Origin of the sequence: Arthrobacter sp. JUb115, from assembly GCF_004365035.1 — a bacterium.
Taxonomy (GTDB): domain Bacteria; phylum Actinomycetota; class Actinomycetes; order Actinomycetales; family Micrococcaceae; genus Glutamicibacter.
The window spans coordinates 646,484-663,630 of sequence record NZ_SOBS01000001.1 but is presented as its reverse complement, the minus strand read 5'-3'; the positions used below and the strand labels follow the sequence as shown (position 1 = coordinate 663,630).

At 59.8% G+C, this 17,147-nt stretch carries 14 protein-coding genes and 1 riboswitch; of the genes, 7 read left to right on the top strand and 7 right to left on the bottom strand.

Features of this window, described 5'->3' with window-relative positions:
- The first annotated feature begins 215 nt into the window (after positions 1-215).
- The 3 genes from sucC to EDF61_RS03040 all read left to right on the top strand — a co-directional run bounded on the left by sucC (position 216) and on the right by EDF61_RS03040 (position 3,083).
- On the top strand, positions 216-1,388 hold the full coding sequence (gene sucC, locus EDF61_RS03050) for an ADP-forming succinate--CoA ligase subunit beta (protein WP_105659137.1): 1,173 nt from the start codon (positions 216-218) through the stop codon (positions 1,386-1,388).
- A gap of 16 nt (positions 1,389-1,404) precedes the next feature.
- A complete protein-coding gene (gene sucD, locus EDF61_RS03045) occupies positions 1,405-2,307 on the top strand; it encodes a succinate--CoA ligase subunit alpha (RefSeq protein ID WP_133833227.1) in 903 nt (300 codons plus the stop codon).
- A gap of 386 nt (positions 2,308-2,693) precedes the next feature.
- On the top strand, positions 2,694-3,083 hold the full coding sequence (locus EDF61_RS03040; RefSeq protein WP_133833226.1) for a hypothetical protein: 390 nt from the start codon (positions 2,694-2,696) through the stop codon (positions 3,081-3,083).
- Between the two features lie 78 nt (positions 3,084-3,161).
- On the opposite strand, the gene EDF61_RS03035 is transcribed toward EDF61_RS03040, so the two are convergent.
- From EDF61_RS03035 to EDF61_RS03025, 3 genes are all read right to left on the bottom strand, one after another.
- On the bottom strand, positions 3,162-4,703 hold the full coding sequence (locus tag EDF61_RS03035) for an MFS transporter (protein WP_133833225.1): 1,542 nt from the start codon (positions 4,701-4,703) through the stop codon (positions 3,162-3,164).
- A gap of 575 nt (positions 4,704-5,278) precedes the next feature.
- A complete protein-coding gene (locus EDF61_RS03030; RefSeq protein ID WP_105657313.1) occupies positions 5,279-5,515 on the bottom strand; it encodes a hypothetical protein in 237 nt (78 codons plus the stop codon).
- Positions 5,516-5,725: 210 nt separating this feature from the next.
- Positions 5,726-9,073, bottom strand: a complete 3,348-nt coding sequence (locus EDF61_RS03025) for a DEAD/DEAH box helicase (RefSeq protein WP_133833224.1) — start codon at positions 9,071-9,073, stop codon at positions 5,726-5,728.
- An 86-nt stretch (positions 9,074-9,159) separates the two neighbouring features.
- Here EDF61_RS03025 and EDF61_RS03020 point away from each other — a divergent pair, with 86 nt between their 5' ends.
- A complete protein-coding gene (locus tag EDF61_RS03020) occupies positions 9,160-10,350 on the top strand; it encodes an LOG family protein (protein ID WP_133833223.1) in 1,191 nt (396 codons plus the stop codon).
- Positions 10,351-10,413: 63 nt separating this feature from the next.
- Here EDF61_RS03020 and EDF61_RS03015 read toward each other — a convergent pair whose 3' ends face one another.
- The 3 genes from EDF61_RS03015 to EDF61_RS03005 all read right to left on the bottom strand — a co-directional run bounded on the left by EDF61_RS03015 (position 10,414) and on the right by EDF61_RS03005 (position 12,622).
- Positions 10,414-11,517: a VIT1/CCC1 transporter family protein gene (locus EDF61_RS03015; RefSeq protein WP_105657316.1), complete on the bottom strand. Its 1,104-nt coding sequence runs from the start codon at positions 11,515-11,517 to the stop codon at positions 10,414-10,416.
- Positions 11,518-11,571: 54 nt separating this feature from the next.
- Positions 11,572-11,838, bottom strand: a complete 267-nt coding sequence (locus tag EDF61_RS03010; RefSeq protein WP_105657317.1) for a hypothetical protein — start codon at positions 11,836-11,838, stop codon at positions 11,572-11,574.
- A 15-nt stretch (positions 11,839-11,853) separates the two neighbouring features.
- A riboswitch (SAM riboswitch) is annotated at positions 11,854-11,967 on the bottom strand.
- A gap of 67 nt (positions 11,968-12,034) precedes the next feature.
- Positions 12,035-12,622, bottom strand: a complete 588-nt coding sequence (locus EDF61_RS03005; RefSeq protein WP_133833222.1) for a DinB family protein — start codon at positions 12,620-12,622, stop codon at positions 12,035-12,037.
- 133 nt (positions 12,623-12,755) lie between these two features.
- On the opposite strand from EDF61_RS03005, the gene EDF61_RS03000 reads away from it, so the two are divergent.
- From EDF61_RS03000 to EDF61_RS02990, 3 genes are all read left to right on the top strand, one after another.
- Positions 12,756-13,322, top strand: a complete 567-nt coding sequence (locus EDF61_RS03000) for a cupin domain-containing protein (protein WP_105661607.1) — start codon at positions 12,756-12,758, stop codon at positions 13,320-13,322.
- Positions 13,323-13,458: 136 nt separating this feature from the next.
- Complete coding sequence (locus EDF61_RS02995; protein WP_133833221.1) at positions 13,459-13,875, top strand: hypothetical protein; 417 nt, start codon at positions 13,459-13,461, stop codon at positions 13,873-13,875.
- A gap of 106 nt (positions 13,876-13,981) precedes the next feature.
- On the top strand, positions 13,982-15,511 hold the full coding sequence (locus EDF61_RS02990; protein ID WP_133833220.1) for an APC family permease: 1,530 nt from the start codon (positions 13,982-13,984) through the stop codon (positions 15,509-15,511).
- 55 nt (positions 15,512-15,566) lie between these two features.
- Here the strand turns inward: EDF61_RS02990 and EDF61_RS02985 are convergent, their stop codons facing one another.
- Positions 15,567-17,102, bottom strand: a complete 1,536-nt coding sequence (locus EDF61_RS02985) for a PucR family transcriptional regulator (protein WP_133833219.1) — start codon at positions 17,100-17,102, stop codon at positions 15,567-15,569.
- Between the last annotated feature and the right edge of the window lie 45 nt (positions 17,103-17,147).

Genomic DNA, 17,147 nt, shown 5'->3' with positions numbered 1-17,147 from the left:
CACATTCGGCTGCTTTGATGCAGGACCCGCGAGTTTCTCTACGTGTTGTAAAAGTGGGAAGTTTGCGAAAGTCGGGATAGTCTGAGAGGTGCGCACGGGCTACGGCGCCTAACGACGTCCCGGTAGTTGCGGTGCGCTCTCTTTGGCATGGCATGGATTTCGGTCTGTGGCCGTGCCGCGAGTCAGCATGAACTTCGAACGAAGGACACAAACCCGTGGACCTGTATGAGTACCAGGCGCGCGATCTATTCGAGGCACACGGCGTTCCCGTGCTTGCCGGTATCGTCGCTTACACCCCGGAAGAAGCAAAAGCCGCAGCTGAGAAGATCGGCGGCGTTGTTGTAGTAAAGGCACAGGTCAAGGTTGGTGGCCGTGGCAAGGCTGGCGGCGTCAAGGTCGCTAAGACCGCCGACGAAGCTTTCGAGCACGCTTCCAACATCCTCGGTATGGACATCAAGGGCCACACCGTAAACAAGGTCATGATCGCTCAGGGCGCCGACATTGCTGAGGAATTCTACTTCTCCGTACTGCTGGACCGTGCAAACCGCAACTACCTGGCCATGTGCTCGGTAGAAGGTGGCATGGAGATCGAGGTGCTCGCAGTTGAGCGCCCGGATGCTCTGGCGAAGGTTGCCGTTGACCCAATCGTCGGCATTGATGCCGCGAAGGCCGCTGAAATCGTTGAGGCAGCTAACTTCCCTGAAGAGCTGCGCGCAAAGGTTGCAGACACCATCCAGAAGCTCTGGGTTGTATTCAAGGAAGAAGACGCCACCCTAGTAGAGGTAAACCCACTGGTGAAGACCGGTGCCGGTGACATCGTTGCACTGGATGGCAAGGTTTCCCTGGACGACAACGCATCTGAGGTTCGCCACCCGGCTCACGAAGAGCTCGAGGACAAGGGCGCAGCCGATCCGCTGGAAGCCAAGGCAAAGGCCGCTGGCCTGAACTACGTCAAGCTGGACGGCGAAGTAGGCATCATCGGCAACGGTGCTGGCCTGGTCATGTCGACCCTGGACGTTGTTGCCTACGCTGGCGAGAACCACGGTTCGGTCAAGCCTGCTAACTTCCTTGACATTGGCGGTGGCGCATCGGCTGAGGTCATGGCTAACGGCCTTGACGTCATCCTGAATGACCCACAGGTCAAGTCGGTCTTCGTCAACGTCTTCGGTGGCATCACCGCATGTGACGCTGTCGCAAACGGCATCGTTGGCGCGCTGAACACCCTGGGTGATGCAGCGAACAAGCCACTGGTTGTCCGCCTGGACGGCAACAACGTTGAAGAGGGTCGCGCCATCTTGGCCGAGGCCAACCACCCGTTGGTCACCCTGGCAGCAACCATGGATGAGGGCGCCGACAAGGCTGCCGAGCTCGCCAACGCAGCGAAGTAAGAGGGATAAGCGAACAATGAGCATTTACCTGAACAAGGACTCCAAGGTCATCGTCCAGGGCATCACCGGCGGCGAAGGCACCAAGCACACCGCCCTGATGCTCAAGGCTGGCACCAACATTGTTGGCGGCGTTAACGCCCGCAAGGCCGGCACCACCGTGACCCACGGTGACAAGGACATCAAGGTTTTCGGCACCGTGGCTGAGGCCAAGGCCGAGACCGGCGCAGACGTATCGATCGTCTTCGTCCCACCTAAGTTCACCAAGGACGCAGTCGTTGAGGCTATCGAGGCCGAAGTTGGCCTCGTTGTAGTCATCACCGAAGGTGTTCCAGTACAGGACTCCGCTGAGTTCTGGGCTCTGGCACAGTCGAAGGTTGACGCCGACGGCAACCAGATCACCCGCATCATCGGCCCTAACTGCCCAGGCATCATCACCCCAGGTGAAGCACTGGTTGGCATCACCCCGAATAACATCACCGGCAAGGGCCCAATCGGCTTGGTTTCCAAGTCAGGTACCCTGACCTACCAGATGATGTACGAACTGCGCGACTTGGGCTTCTCGACCGCAATCGGCATCGGCGGCGACCCAGTCATCGGCACCACCCACATCGATGCCCTGGCTGCTTTCGAAGCTGATCCAGAAACCAAAGCCATCGTCATGATCGGTGAAATCGGTGGCGACGCTGAAGAGCGCGCTGCTGATTACATCAAGGCCAACGTCACCAAGCCAGTTGTTGGCTACGTGGCTGGCTTCACCGCTCCTGAGGGCAAGACCATGGGCCACGCAGGCGCCATCGTTTCCGGTTCGGCTGGCACCGCCCAGGCGAAGAAGGAAGCACTGGAAGCTGCAGGCGTCAAGGTCGGCAAGACTCCTTCGGAGACTGCTGTGCTGCTGCGCGAAGTTTACGCAGCTCTCTAAGCTGACGCTGAACCAGGGCTGACGCCCTGGAGCATACGCCGGAAACGAACGGTCGCCGCTTCTCCTGAATCTTCAGGAGAAGCGGCGACCGTTTCGCATTTAATTGAAATCTTCTAGTCAAATCGCTGATGCACTCATAAGCTGATTAGAATATATGGTTCCATGGTCTTAAAAAAGGATTGCCGATGATGCGGAGAAGCTACTGGGCAACACTAGCGTGCTTATCCCTGGCATCATGCACGAGCCCGGAGGCCGGCGAAAGTGCGGGGCCGTTGCCTTTGAGCCCCGAAAAGGCAAGTTCCTGCGATCGACCGTACATTGCCAGTGGCGGTCAGTTGCGTGGTGCACCGCAGCTGATCCGGGTCGACCGGTTCCATGATCAGCAGATGCGCCAAACTCTGATCGATGCACCCGTCGGCTCGACTATCAGCTTCAGCCCTCGTCCCAACTGGGACAACGTCAATGAAGTGATCATGGCAGCCAGCGCCGTCTCCGAAACCACTGTCGCCGAAGAGCCCTACGATGCCAGTGACGGGCTGGGATCGTTGATCAGAAGCTCCGACCAGTCTGCGGGGCTTCTGGGCTACTCGGCAGCGCGTCCCGTGACCTACACATATAGCGTTCAATGCCTCAACGAGCAGCAGAGCCGCTACACGCTGGTCTTCGATACCTGGTCCGACTCCGAATTCGGAATCCTTGACTGCAAGCTGAGGCTGGATGCGATGGCTCAATGGGCTGCGCAAGCAGCCTATGAATCCTACTGCCAATCCTCCTAGCCGTTGAGCCGGATACAACAATGGCGGGGCTGGTTCCGCTTGGAACCGGCTCCGCCATCGCTTAACCCTATTGCGAGGCTATCTAGCCTCGGACTGCTCCGCCTCGGCGTCTGCAATCTCCTGCTGGTAGTTCATTTCCAATTCAGGAACCTGCTCGAAGAGCGCTTCGACATCGAGGTCAGGGTTCTCGTCCTGGGTTTCAACTAGCTCAATGGCTTCCGCTTCCGACGCGACCGAAGGCAGCGAGCCGGGCAATGGCTTGCGAGCGGATTCGCGCAGGTAGCAGACCGCAATGAAACCCGCGACCGAGGTGCCCATAACCCAGAAAGCCGGAGCCAGGGAGGATTTGGTCAGGGTCACCAACGCCTGCATGATGAACGGCGCGAAGCCACCAAAGATGGCTACGGCGAAGTTGTACGAGATGCCCATGCCACCGTAACGCGAGGCGGTTGGGAACAGCGCTGGCAACGACGAAGCCAGATTGGCAACGTAGAAGACTACCGGGACTGCCAGTAGCGCAAGGCCAAGCAGGGTGGACCAGATCTGGCCATGCATCATGAACAGGAAGGCAGGGATAGCCAGGACGATGGCCGAAACCGAACCAATGAACAGGACCTTGCGACGGCCCACGCTATCGGAAAGCTTGCCCGCCAAGGGGATGCACAAGGACATGCCCACCAGGATCGGCAGGGTCAGCAGATTGCCGTGCACCGGATCGTATTCCAGCGTCTCGGTGAGGTAGGTAGGCATGTAGCTGGTCAGTGCGTAACCGGCGGTGTTGGCCGCCGATACCAGTACGAAGCCGGTGAGCAATTCGCGCCAGTAGGTCTTCACCAGGTCGATGACGCCCTTCGGGGCATCAGCAGCGCTCCGTGCGTCCTCGCTAGCGCGGTTAGCGGCTTCCTGGGCTTCCTTGAAGGCTGGAGTGTCTTCGATCTTGGCGCGGAACCACAGTGCGATAACACCCAGTGGAAGGGCCACCAGGAATGGAATGCGCCATGCGAAGCCTTCCATGACGTCGTCGCTCAGGGTCAGCTGGAGGATGGAGACGAAGGCGGCACCCAGAGCGAAGCCCATGTAGGAACCTAGATCCAGCAGCGAGGCGAAGAATCCACGCCGCTTGTCCGGGGCGTATTCGGTAATGAACGTAGTAGCACCGGCGTACTCGCCGCCAGTGGAGAAGCCCTGGGCAAGCTTCAACACGACCAGGAGAATTGGTGCTGCTACACCCCATACCGAGTAATCCGGGAGGATTCCGATGCCAAACGTGGCCGCTGCCATCATGAGCAGGGTGAAGACCAGAATCTTCTGGCGTCCTACTCGGTCACCCAGCTGGCCCAAGATCACGCCACCAAGCGGGCGCGCGACGAAGGTGACAGCGAATACGCCTAGGCTGAACAGGGTTTGGATTGCAGGCTCGACGGTGTCGGGCATGAAGAGCTTGCCGATAATTACTGCAAGATAGCCGTAGACACCTACGTCGTACCATTCCATCAAATTGCCAACGACGGTACCGCCGATGGCTTTCTTGAGCATCGAATTATCGACGACGTTGACGTCTTCTACCTTCAGGCGGCGTTTCCTCAGGAATCGCTGCTTCCGTGTGTTTTTTGCTTCCATAGTTTCACTCCTCATATCTTTCTTGATCTTGTCCCGGTGCCGGCGACCATATTCATCCACAAGAATGAGGAGCGAAATAGCTGCTCCTTGAGCTGGTTGCGGTCGCCGTGTGACTCGTCGAAATCGATAGATTTCTACTCAAAAATCCGGCGAAAAACCGGCATTGAGCGATGAAACGCTTAAGCGGACAATCATTAAGTTTACCAAAAATTGGATTAATTCCCTGATCGAGGGGCTCTCCAGGGGCGTATGCGTGCCCATGGGAGCAGTCGAATCCTGCGTGGACCTACCGCCGAATACCCACGGAAGCATGGGGCAAACGAGCCATTGGCCAAGTTGTGGATCGAGGTGCGCGAAAAGCCGAAATTGTGTCGAAGGACTCGGAGCGTCAGGGGTTGGAAAACAGCGAAACAACGCGAAAACGGTGCCCTTGAAGGTCCTGAATCCGGTGGCAAATGGGGGCTTCCGACGGTAAAAAACGCACGCTGTTCAGCAGCGGTTGGCGCTCAGTCCACAGGGCATAAAAATGCCCCAAGATTGCTGGTGAGCAGCTTGGGGCATGTAGTCGAAGCAGGCTAGCCGCGGAGGCCGGCAGCAGCTTCAGTATCAACTCTCAGGAATGAAGAGCCGATGGCAGCGAACGCGCCCGGAATCAGGAGCATTCGGTGCTTCGGGTTATAGAAAATCTCTTCGAGCGGAGACGCCAGAACTCTGCGAATCTTTTCCAGGAGCCGGTCGTTTTCCAGGGACAGGCGTTCCTGTTCGGTTTCAATCACCACACGATCGTTGTTGATACTCACCGATGCACTCATCCAGTCATCATCGGGGGTACTGAGAGTCTCCGATTTAATCAGGGACACGGTTATTACCGCCTTTGTCGTTCGTATCGCCCGGACGAGGATCCGTCTGGGCGCTTGTCCGATGAACGCACTATGTGTGGCGTAGCGCACATCATCGGTCACTTCGAATATACAGGGTTTTACTGAGCGCCGCCTGCTAATACGGCGGATTTAATCAACCTGTTACTCAAGCAGTCCTCGGATATCTTGGGCGGTCAAGGCCTTGGAGAATCCATCGGCTTCATCCATCACCGTCGAGATCAGCTTGCGTTTGCTTTCCTGCAGCGCCACAACCTTCTCTTCGATGGTGCCCTGCGAAATCATTCGGTACACCATCACCTGTCGCGTCTGGCCGATGCGGTGCGTACGGTCGATAGCCTGGGCTTCCACGGCTGGGTTCCACCATGGATCCAGCAAGAAGCAGTAGTCCGCTTCGGTCAGGTTCAAGCCGAATCCGCCGGCCTTCAAGGAGATCAAGAACAGCGGCGCTTCGCCTTCCTTGAACTGCTCGATGACCTTGGCGCGGTTGCGGGTATTGCCGTCCAGGTAAACGAACTTCACGCCACGCTCGGTCAGCTTGTCGGCCAGCACCTTCAAATACGAGGTGAACTGGCTGAAGATCAGCGCACGGTGGCCTTCGCCCACCACATCATCGAGCTGGTCGAAGAGTGCTTCCAGCTTTGAACCGGGTACGTCCGACAGCGCTGGATCCACTAATGAAGGCTCCAGGGCCAGCATGCGCAGATGGGTCAGCGACTGGAAAATGGTGAAGCGGTTGCGATCCAGATCTTCAACCAGGTGCAAGATTTTCTGGCGTTCGCGGTTCAGATGGGTGTCGTAGACATGCTGGTGCTCTTCGGAAAGGCGCACCAGAAGCTGTTGCTCCTGCTTGGCCGGAAGATCCAGCACCACGGATTCCTTGGTGCGGCGCAGCATGAATGGCTTGATGCGACGCTGCAGCAATGCAAGGGTGTCCTTGTCGCCCAGCACTTCGATAGGGCGGGCGAATTGGCGATTAAAGCGTGTTGTGTTCAGGAACAATGCCGGAGCAACCAGCGACAGCAAAGCACCGAGCTCGGAAAGGTTGTTTTCCATCGGGGTGCCAGTGACGGCCAATTTGAAATTGGTCTGCAGGTTCACCGCGGTGCGGTGGGCCTTGGTGGATTTGTTCTTCACGAACTGCGCCTCATCGAGGATCAAGCCGGCAAAGCGCTGCGCCTCGTAAATCTCGTCGTTCAGACGCAACAGGGTATAGGTCGTGAGAATGACATCGTAATTCTCGGCCAGTTCCCTCAGCTGCCGTGGCGAAGGCAAGGTGCCCTCGACGCTGACTACCCGCAAGGATGGGGCGAACTTGTTGATTTCCATTTCCCAGTTGGAAACCACCGAGCTCGGGGCGACAACCAAGAACGGCAGACGGGTGCGCTGGGTTGCGGGCAGCTGAGCACATGCCTGCGGATCGGCCCAGAGCTTGTGGGCATGGAGAATCAGGGCAATCGTTTGCAAGGTCTTGCCCAAGCCCATGTCATCGGCGAGGATTCCGCCGAATCCGCCTTCGTACAGGCGAGAGAGCCAGTGGAACCCTTCAACCTGGTAAGGGCGCAATTGGGCGTTCAGCGTGTTCGGCACCTGCGCGTGGTGGGCTTCAGCGACCTTGAGCAGTGAACGCATGCGTGCGATAAACAAGTCCGCGCCGTCAATGCCTTCAGCCATCTCATCAAGTTCTTCGAACAATGAGATTTGGAAGACCGTAAGCTTCAGGTCTCCCTCCTTCGGCTTGTCATTCATTGCCTGGGCCTCTTCAACGAGGGCTTTGAGCTTGGCGAACATGGGGTGGTTCAACGAGAACCAAGTGTTATCCGGCAGGCGCAGCTTCATCTGGCCATTGCTCATGGCCTCGACGATCTGCGAGAAAGGAACCTCGTGGTTGCCCACGGTGATCAGCAAGCCAAGGTCCAGCCAGTCGGTCCGTTCATGATTCACGGCATTGATCTTCAGCTGAGGAAGTTCACGCAGCTGACGGAATTTCGGCCGGGTACCCTTCTCAACCAGCTTGACTTCAGGAATGCGTTCCAGCGCGGGGAGGATCTCGGTGACGAAATCGATGGTGTCATCGCGGGCGTAGAACTTCGGCGACAAGTTGGGATTGCCGCTTTCTTCATGGACCAGGAAAACTTCATGCACTGCGGCCTGAAGCAGTTCCTCGGCCTCAAGGTCATACACTTCCTGGTCGCCAGGGATCCCCGGGTAGAGGATCTGGAAGTCCAGCGCGGCGGTGTCGTTCGGTTCGTTATTCTCGTTGAATTCGCGCTTGTAGACCACGGTCGCCTGCACATAGGGCGGTTTCAAAGCAGGCAATTCCAGCTCGTCGCTAACGCTACGCAGCTCGAAACGGCGGGCCAAACGCGGGTAGGAGGATTCAAAGAAATCCTTGATCTCCGGCCTAGGCACGGTGACCGGACGGCGGTCAACATACCAGCGGCGGTGCGCGTCAGGAATCGGCTCAACACTTGGCGCGAGCCAAATCTCATCAGGCTGAGCCAACTGGGCATAGAAACCATGCTCGGCGATGACACCGCTTGGTGCCTCCGGATCGAGAATGAGATCCTGGTTTGCAATGTGCAGGACACCGTCCAATTGCAGCCGTTGCTCATCCAGGGAGGCCTGCATGCTGAAGCTGGCTGGAGCAACGATGCGCACGCGCTGCTCGGATCGGGTCGTGATCAGCGGAATTCCCAGCTCATCAGCTTGGTCAAGCAGTGGCCAGAGCAGCTCGGAAGCGTACTCGTCCAGGAACAGCCAGTCTTCATCCACCTTGAACTGCAGCTGGCTGTCGCTGCGCGCCATGGAGGCAAAGCGGGTAAACCAGTGGTGCTGCGCCCGCAGCAGGTTCCAGCCGTAGGTCTTGAAGCCCAGGGTGGTCCAGCGAAGCTGGCCACGAACCCAACGGCCTTCGGTGTTGCGAACCATTGGGCGCACTCCCAAGCGGAAGCGCTTATTGCGGGTCGGGTGCGGGATGGTTCCGGTCGGCATCCATTGTTGCTGCTGGGTGGCGTCCTTCGAATCGAAGAGCAGGAACTGAAGCGCCATCGGCACTACCGGATCGTGCTGCGAACCAAGCAGGCCATCGGCCGGGCCCGGCTCGGACTCTTCAAACCATGAATCGATTTGCTGCGACCAAACTGTGTTCGGCTTCTCTTCCCGGGCAGGCACGGGGCGTGGCTGGGAAGCGATCTTGTTGGAGACAATAGCCAGTGCCGCGATGTGCGAGCAGATGCCCGGTGCGTCGCAGGTGCACTCGCACGATTCGATCTTCCACTCTCCACCGTCCATGAGGACCTGGATCATCGGAGAATATTCTTCGCCAGAATCGGTGACGGTGCCTTCGATCTGGTGGGTGCTTTCGTCGAATTCCACGTCAACCACGGAATTTGCTTCTGCAGCCAGGTTCTTTCCATAGAAGAAAGGAACGTTGCCCAGAAAAGCCAATAAGTGGCGGGCATCAATGGTTGGTGGAACAGATTCAATCATCCTCTCATCGTTTCACGTTCCGGGCCTTCGCGAAAGTTGAAGGGCCTTTCTGTGAATAATCACTATCTATGACGTAGCGTTGACGCATGTCCCAAGTGTGGCCCTACCTTCCAGCACGCGCAGTGAACATAACGACGCTCGTTGAATTCGACCGTCTCGCAGCCGAAGCGCTGGCTTCCCACCGCGCACGCGGAAAAGGCTGGCGAGTGCACCGTGTTGATCTGCGCGAACGGGATACCGTGCTGGAATCCTTGGATCTTTCCGAAGCGCTATTCATCGATTGCCAGTATTCCGCGCAAGGATCGCAGATCGTGCAAGCCACTGGCGGGCTGTGCATGAGCTCGGGGGACGAGCTTCCCTTCGAGACGGTGGCTCGCGGCTTGTATTCGCCGCATGAGTTGTACTCGGGGATCCGGACGCAGACCTACGAGCAAGTGCCTGATGCGAAGATCTACGCGTACTCCCAGCAGCATGCAGCGGTGAATTCCGATAGCGATAGCAATGCGCTGGCAAGAACCCTGCATGATCACCACATTGGCCAGGCGCTGGTCTCGGCGGTGTACGAGGGCACGTTCAAGGAAACCCCGATTATCGGGGTGATGGGCGGGCATGCGATGAGCCGGGGCACTGCGCAGTATGCGCAAGCTTTGGAGCTTGGGCGCATGATTACCCGGGCCGGCTACGCGGTCGCCACCGGTGGAGGCCCCGGCGCAATGGAAGCCGCCAACGCCGGTGCGTGGCTGGCCGATTACGGGCAAGAAGATGTCGCTACGGCATTGCAGATGCTGGCCGAAGCGCCAGATGCGATCCATCAGCGCACCGGCTGGGCGAGAACTGCGCTGATGGTCAAGGAGCGTTTCCCGAGCCAGCGGCAGTCCCTGGGCGTGCCAACCTGGTTCTACGGCCACGAGCCGCCGAATCTGTTTGCCACCCAGATTGCCAAGTTCTTCACCAATTCCATTCGTGAAGCGATTTTGCTGGAGCAGTCCAACGGCGGGCTGGTAGTTCTGCCCGGGGCCGCCGGCACGGTGCAGGAAATCTTCCAGGATGCCTGCGAAAACTACTACGCTACCGGTGCTCGCGTGGTGCCGATGGTGCTGATCGGCAAGGACTATTGGACGAGGGATCTGCCTGCTTGGCCGCTGCTTCAGGCCCTGGCCAAGGACCGTGTCATGGAACAGAAGATTGCTCTGGTGGAAACCGCCGAAGAAGCGATGGAGTTCATCCAGAGCATGCAAACCCTGCGCCGGCGTACCCGGCGGCCGGAGAACAGCTAGAGCACGGCATGGAAAATGCCGGTACAGCCAAAGCTGTACCGGCATTCGAATCGCAGCAGGCTGCTATCCGATGCTGACGTCGAAGATCAGGCCCAAGCAGTAGGTGATGGCCGCTGCGCCCCAGCCGATGGCTAGCTGGCGCAGGCCGCGCTTGAGCGGGGAGGCACCGGAAAGCAGTCCCACGATCCCTCCGGTGATCATCAGGGCCACGCCTACCAGGACTACCGAGACGAGGATCGCGGTCATGCCGGAGAGCCCAAGGATATAAGGCAGGATCGGCACGACCGCGCCGGAAGCGAAAAGGATGAACGAGGTGGCCGCCGCGCCGGTGGCCGACCCCAGTTCCTGGTGCTCCTTCTCGAGTTCTTCGCCGCGGCCTTCCGGGTTCAACGAGAAGTCGGGGTTGCAATCGCAGGTGAACAGGCCCATGCGTTCTGCGGCCCGGTGCGCTGCATCTTCATCGCTCATTCCGCGGGCCTTGTAGATCAGCACCAGCTCGTTGGCGTCCAGATCGAGGTTCGGGGCGGCGGTTAGCGTGACCTGGGTTGGTCGCGAGGCGGTCAGCAGCTCGCGCTGGGAACGCACCGAGACGTATTCGCCAGCTGCCATGGACAGTGCGCCGGCCAGCAAACCGGCAACACCGGAGAACAGCACGAAGGTCGCTGAAACACCGGTCGCACCGATACCCATGATCAACGCCAGGTTGGAAACCAGCCCGTCGTTGGCGCCGAAGACCGCAGCGCGGAAGTTGCCCGAAAGGCGCGCACGGCCTGCTGTAGCCAGCGCCCGGACGACCTCTTCGTGGACCTGTTCGTCGGCCGCCATCTGCGCGGTGGCGTCCTTGTCGTCGCGGTAGGGCGAACTGCTTTCGGAGCGCTGGGCCATGGCCAGCACGAAGACCGAACCGAAATGCAATGCCAGGAAACGCAGCATGGTGCGTCGCAGCGACGGGCGGACTTCCTTGAAATGCTCGCCGAGCAGGACGCGCCAGTGGGATTCGTGGCGGGCTTCCGCCTCTGCAAGGCCCAGCAGGATTTGCCGTTCTTGACCGGTTTTCTTTTCCGCGAGGGCCCTGTAGATGGAGCCTTCGGCGACTTCATCTGCGAGATACTTGCGCCATCGCTGGATCTGCGCTTTGGTAGGTTCGGTTTCTGGGTGCTGTGGCATCGCGACGATGACTCTCCTGGAACATGGATTTTCCAATGAAACCCGTGGATCGGATCAACCACCCAGTTTAGTCAGGGCTCCTGCACTTGGGAATTTGGCAAGGCTAAAAGCAATTCTCTTGCCCGCGGGATTTCCGGCTACCGGCAGCACCAGCTGCAATTCAGAAGTGGCCGGATCATAGGTCGGCCTGCGGGCGCAACGGGCAATGAGCCGTTCAAGCCTGAGCGGATCTGCAACGTAGCGGGTGCGCCAGCGCCCCTCGGCCTTGAACTGCACTTGGCCGGTCTGGCGGTCGATGACGGGCAGAATCGGATATGCCATTGAGGTCAACTCTCTTGCGAGCTCTTGCCCGTGCACCTGTTGATGCGCGGACCGCTTCCTCATCCGAACCACCCATGAACTTGGGGTTGGTGCGCGGCCAGTCGGAGCTTGGCGCCGCGTCTCGTGAAGCAACATTTCCGATGGTACCGCCGGCGGCAGGGCGCGGTGAAGTCCGAATGCGTAATATGACTGCGGCTCAGCTGCCCGGGGCAAAGGCATTGGCCAGTTGCTGCAGCTTCTCGCGTTGTTCGGCCCATTGCCCCGCGGTGTAGCCGGGCAGCAGATCCAGTTGCGCGGTCCAGCCAGCACGGCCATCGAGCTGCTCGCGAATAATATCCAGATGCCCTGCATGCCGGGAGGTCTCGGCGAGCGCATGGATGAGCAGGTGATCCAAGGTGGTTTTGCCAGCTGGCCCCCACCACGGTACCTCTACGGGGCAGTCCAGGGGCAGGTCGCTGATGGCTTCATCGGCGAAGGCGATGGCTTTCCGATACAGGCCGATCAGCTGTTGCGCATCCATATCTGCTGGCGGGAGGAAATCCGCGTCGGGATCATGCGGCGCAATGAATTCGCGAACGTAGCGGTCATCGGCCCTGCGCTTGAGGCAGGTGCCGAAATATTCGTATTCATTGATCGCCAAATGGTGCAGTACTCCCAGGATATGGGTGCCTGTAGGGGTGAGCGGAGTGCGTGCCAGGTGTTCGGCGAGGCCTTCTGCCTTGTAGATCGCATTCTCGCGCGCGTCGTTCAGGTACCCGCAGAGCTTGTCCTTGGTGCTGTCCATGGGCAGAGTCTAGTGAGCGCTGCAGTCTCGCGGTAGAGGGCGCGGTGTGTTTACCATTGGTAAACTTGCCCCGCAGGCCTTGAAGCCAAAGTGGTTGCGGTTGTTGCTGCAGAAAACGTCGAGGAGCCAAACGATGAAAACCTTGCCAGTTGAACCAACCGGTGCTGCGATCAATATCGGTGCGAGGCTGCGCGGGGTGCGCCAGACCCAGCGTATGACCATTGACCAGGTCGCCGAGCTATCCGGACTGACCAAGGGTTTCCTCTCGCGTGTGGAGCGCGACCTGACCAGCCCTTCGGTTTCCACTCTTTTGCGGTTGTGCGAAGTGCTGGGCATGGAGGTCGGTACCCTCTTCGAGGTTCCTGAAACGAAACTGGTCCGACTGGAGCAGGCACCCCGTGTTTCCCTGGGCGGTGACGGCATCACGGAGCAGCTGGTCACGCCGCGCAGCGAGAAGCGGGTGCAGATGATTCGCGCCGAGATTGCGCCCAAGGGCACCGGTGAAGCGGAGCTGTATTCGGTGGATTGCGAGCTGGAAGTGCTGCACGTGATCGCTGGAAAATTCATCCTGGTATTGCCTGATCAGCGCGTAGAACTCGAAGCAGGCGATACGATCACCTTCCCCGGGCGTGAACCGCATAGCTGGGAAAACGATTCTGATGAGGTTGCCGTGGTTACCTGGACGCTGATCCTCTCATGACGCCAATCCCTTGCGCTTGCTGCCATGGCACGGCATGCGCAGTGCGGCTGCGCGTTCGTCTGCGGGGAGATGAACCGCGTATTCTAGGAACGATGCGTTGTTCCGGGCGCTCGGGACAATCAGTGATGGGAGAGGCGTGAGGACAGGCGAACCAACCGCTGCGCAAGATCAACTGCGCAGTATCAGCTGGTGGGCTTCGATACTTTTCGGCGTTCTTATTGGCACCACCTTGACCTGGATCCGCACCCAACGCAATTTCTTCTTCATTGGCGCCGCGATTCTGGCCGTCGTCATTGTCACCATTGGCGTGCGGACGATTCGCCGACGGGCACGCTTCCCGGTGATGGCGCAGGCACGCACCTCGTGGGCGTATGTGCTGTGGACAGGTGTCCTGCTGGTCCTGGCCGGACCGATCCAGCTGGTGTACGTAGCTGATGACCTTTCCGAACTGACTATCAAATCGCTGGTCATGTCCGCAGGCTTCTGCCTGGGCATTCACGAGGTCGACCGCGCGCTGGTGAAAGCCAGCAAGAAGCGCTCCGGCGAGGCCTAGCCTCCTGATTTGGGCAAAATAGCCTGAAATGTAGTCAAAACATCCAATACCCTTAAGCGCGTTTTTGCATAGTGTGATCCTGACCAACTTTCCAGAAGGGGTTGCCATGTCAGGAAAAACCGCGAAGAACCGCACCGCAGAACCAGGCCTCAAGAAGGTCCTCGGCCGCTGGGACGCCTTGGCCATAGGCGTGGGCGCGATGATCGGCTTTGGCTGGGTCGTGCTCACCGGCGACTGGATCGCCACCGCCGGCCCGTTCGGAGCCACGCTGGCCATGCTGGTTGGCGGTGGCATCATGGCAGTAGTCGGCCTGACCTATGCCGAACTCGTTGCGGCCATGCCGAAAGCAGGCGGTGAGCACAACTACTTGCTGCGCGCCATGGGCGCCCGCTGGTCTTTTGCCGGTTCGTGGGCCATCGTCGGCGGCTACATCACGATCGTGGCCTTTGAAGCAGTGGCACTGCCCAAATCCGTGCTCTATCTCTTCCCGGAGCTTTCGCAGATCAGATTATGGGAGATCGCTGGCTCAGAGGTCTACCTGACTTGGGCGCTGGTCGGTGTCGCCGGTGCGATAGCGATCACCTGGATTAACATCCGGGGCATCAAGACCGCCGGCGTAGTGCAGACCTTCGTGGTGCTCTTCCTCTTCGCCATCGGCGCAATGCTGCTTGCTGGCGCATTCACCGGAGGCGAGAGCAGGAATATGGAACCATTCTTCGAAAACGGGGTGGCCGGCTTCTTCGGCGTGATGATCGTGGTGCCGTTCATGTTCGTCGGCTTCGACGTGATCCCGCAGTCCGCCGAGGAATGCGACATCGCCCCGCGAAAAATTGGCAAGTACGTGGTGATTTCGGTGCTGATCGCCACCGCCTGGTATGTGGGGATCATCCTGGCCACCTCCTCGGGAATGGGCGCTTCGGCGCTCGCCGGATCCGAACTTGCCACTGCCGATGCGATGGGGGCACTGTTCAATTCGGAAATCATGTCAAAGGTGCTGATCGCCGGCGGCATTGCCGGCATCCTCACCTCGTGGAATTCGTTGCTGATGGGTGCTTCGCGGCTGATGTACGCGATGGCCAGTTCCGGGATGCTGCCGCGCTGGTTTGCCTACCTGCATCCGAAGCACCGCACACCGAGCCATGCACTGCTGTTCATTGGCGGCCTCTCCGTTCTGGCTCCATTCTTCGGCACCGCCATGCTCGGATGGTTGGTGGATTCCGGTTCGCCGTCGATCGTGATCGCCTACCTGCTGGTGGGCGTGGCGTTCTTGATTCTGCGCCAGCGCGAACCGCAGATGCAACGCCCGCTGCGCGTGGGCGGTGCGGGAAACGGCGGCAAGGTCATCGGCGTACTGTCGGTGGTCTTCTGCGCCGGCCTGATTTCGCTGTATCTTCCGGGAATGCCGGCGGCCATCGGGTGGCAGCCGTGGCTGCTCTTCGCCGCTTGGTGGATCCTGGGCATGGCCTTCTTGCTGCGGGTGCCACGCGGGATTGCGCCGGGCGAATTCGCGGAAGAGGAATTGCTGCAGAAGCTGAGCATCCGCCAGCAAGCCAAGCTCGGTGCCACCGGCCCGGACGCCGCAGCAACGCGACGCGCCAGTGCGCCGCACGATAGCCGGACTCGGCTCAAGGGCTGACGGCTGTACCTAGGGCACGCCGCGGGATCTGGCTATTGCAGAGACTGCGGCGTGCCTATTTCTGTGCCCGGCGAAGGGCCAGCCAGAGCGAGGCGGCGGCATCGGGATCATCGAGATTGGCGCCAAGCAATTCCTGGGCCACGGTGATGCGGTGGCGCAAGGAATTTCGGTGGATGCCCAATTCGCGGGAGGCTTCTTCCCAATGGCCGCGATGGCGCAGGTAGGAGGTGACCGCGGAGAGCAGATCGGCGCGCGCGTACGCTGCGAGGGCCTTGACCCAGGTCTCTGCGCTGGCATCGAAGCCCGGGGCGCCGCAGGCCATGGTCCCGAACGGGACAGCGTCCAGCGCTTGGCGCAGGGCAGGCAAATTGGCAGGGATCTCGGCCAAGTTCAATGGTTGGGAAAGCACGGCGTGGACTTCGGGTGCGGGGGAATCAAATCGCCCGCACGCCATCGGGCCCGTTGCGGTTGCAGCCTGCGGTGCCACTGCCTCGCCATTGCCGGAACTGTCTGCGGGTTCGGGAAGTATCAAATAATGTTCGGCGCCGTCCTCATAGTGAAGCTGGCACTCGCGTACCGCTGCGGCGACATCGGGCAAGGCGGCGGGGCGCGCCAGCGAGGGCAGCGCATGAAGTGCGGTTGCTGCATCGGTATCGGCACCTGCCCGGCACAGCAGGATTCGCACACGAACAGGTATTCTGCCCAATCCGGCTTCTTCCCCGACCAGGCGTGCCGCCTCGGGCTGGCCATGCAGCAACAATTTTGCGGTGGCCGAGCTGAGCGCGTTATTCGTGCTGGCAGCCAATTCCCGTTGCCTGGCGCGCAAGGAGAGCAACGTGCAGGCCGTCATGATGATCTGCCGGTCGGCCTTGGTCGGCCTGCGCCCGGCGGCAACTCCGAGATATCCGTGGATCGTAGTTCCGGACAGGATGGGATAGAGCGCTACTTCGTGGCCCTGGACCTCGAAGGTGGACGCCGAGGGCATGCCATTGCGCCGAAAGCGCATCGACTCGTGGCGGAGTTCGCCCAGGAACGCTTCGGCGGATGCCGGGTAGCAGGCCGCCGGCCGGGAATCGACGGAAAGATAGGCAGCCCAACCGTTCACTGCCTCAGCCAAGCCCCGCACGACTGCATTGATGGCATCCGGGCGTACGGCGGCACGCGCCAAGGCAGTCTGCGTGCCCAAAGAACCCATCAGGTTCGAAGCCTGATCACGTGAGGCCAGGCGCCAGTATGCCCGTGAAATGTTCTGGAAGGGCACCTGGTCCGGGACGATCCCCAGCTCTATGCCGGCAGCGTCGCAGGCGGCGATGACGTGCTCGGGCACCGTGCGAAGCCATGGACCCAGCCCCAGCCCCAGGGCGCAGACCTTTTTGTCCTGCAGCCGGCGCATGTATGCGCGGGAAGCTTCCTCGCTCGCGGCGAATGGCATGCCGGTGGTCAGCAGCAGCTCGCCGCCATCCAGATAGGTGGTGGGATCTTCCAGCTCAGAGACGTGCACCCCGCTGACCGGCTGGGCACGGAAGGTTCCGGTGCTGGCAGGGAAGAACTCGGTGCCCAACTCCGCGCCCAGCTGCAAAAGCGTAATCATTGGGTAAATTATCCAAGAAAGATGCTGGACTTGGATGCAATGACC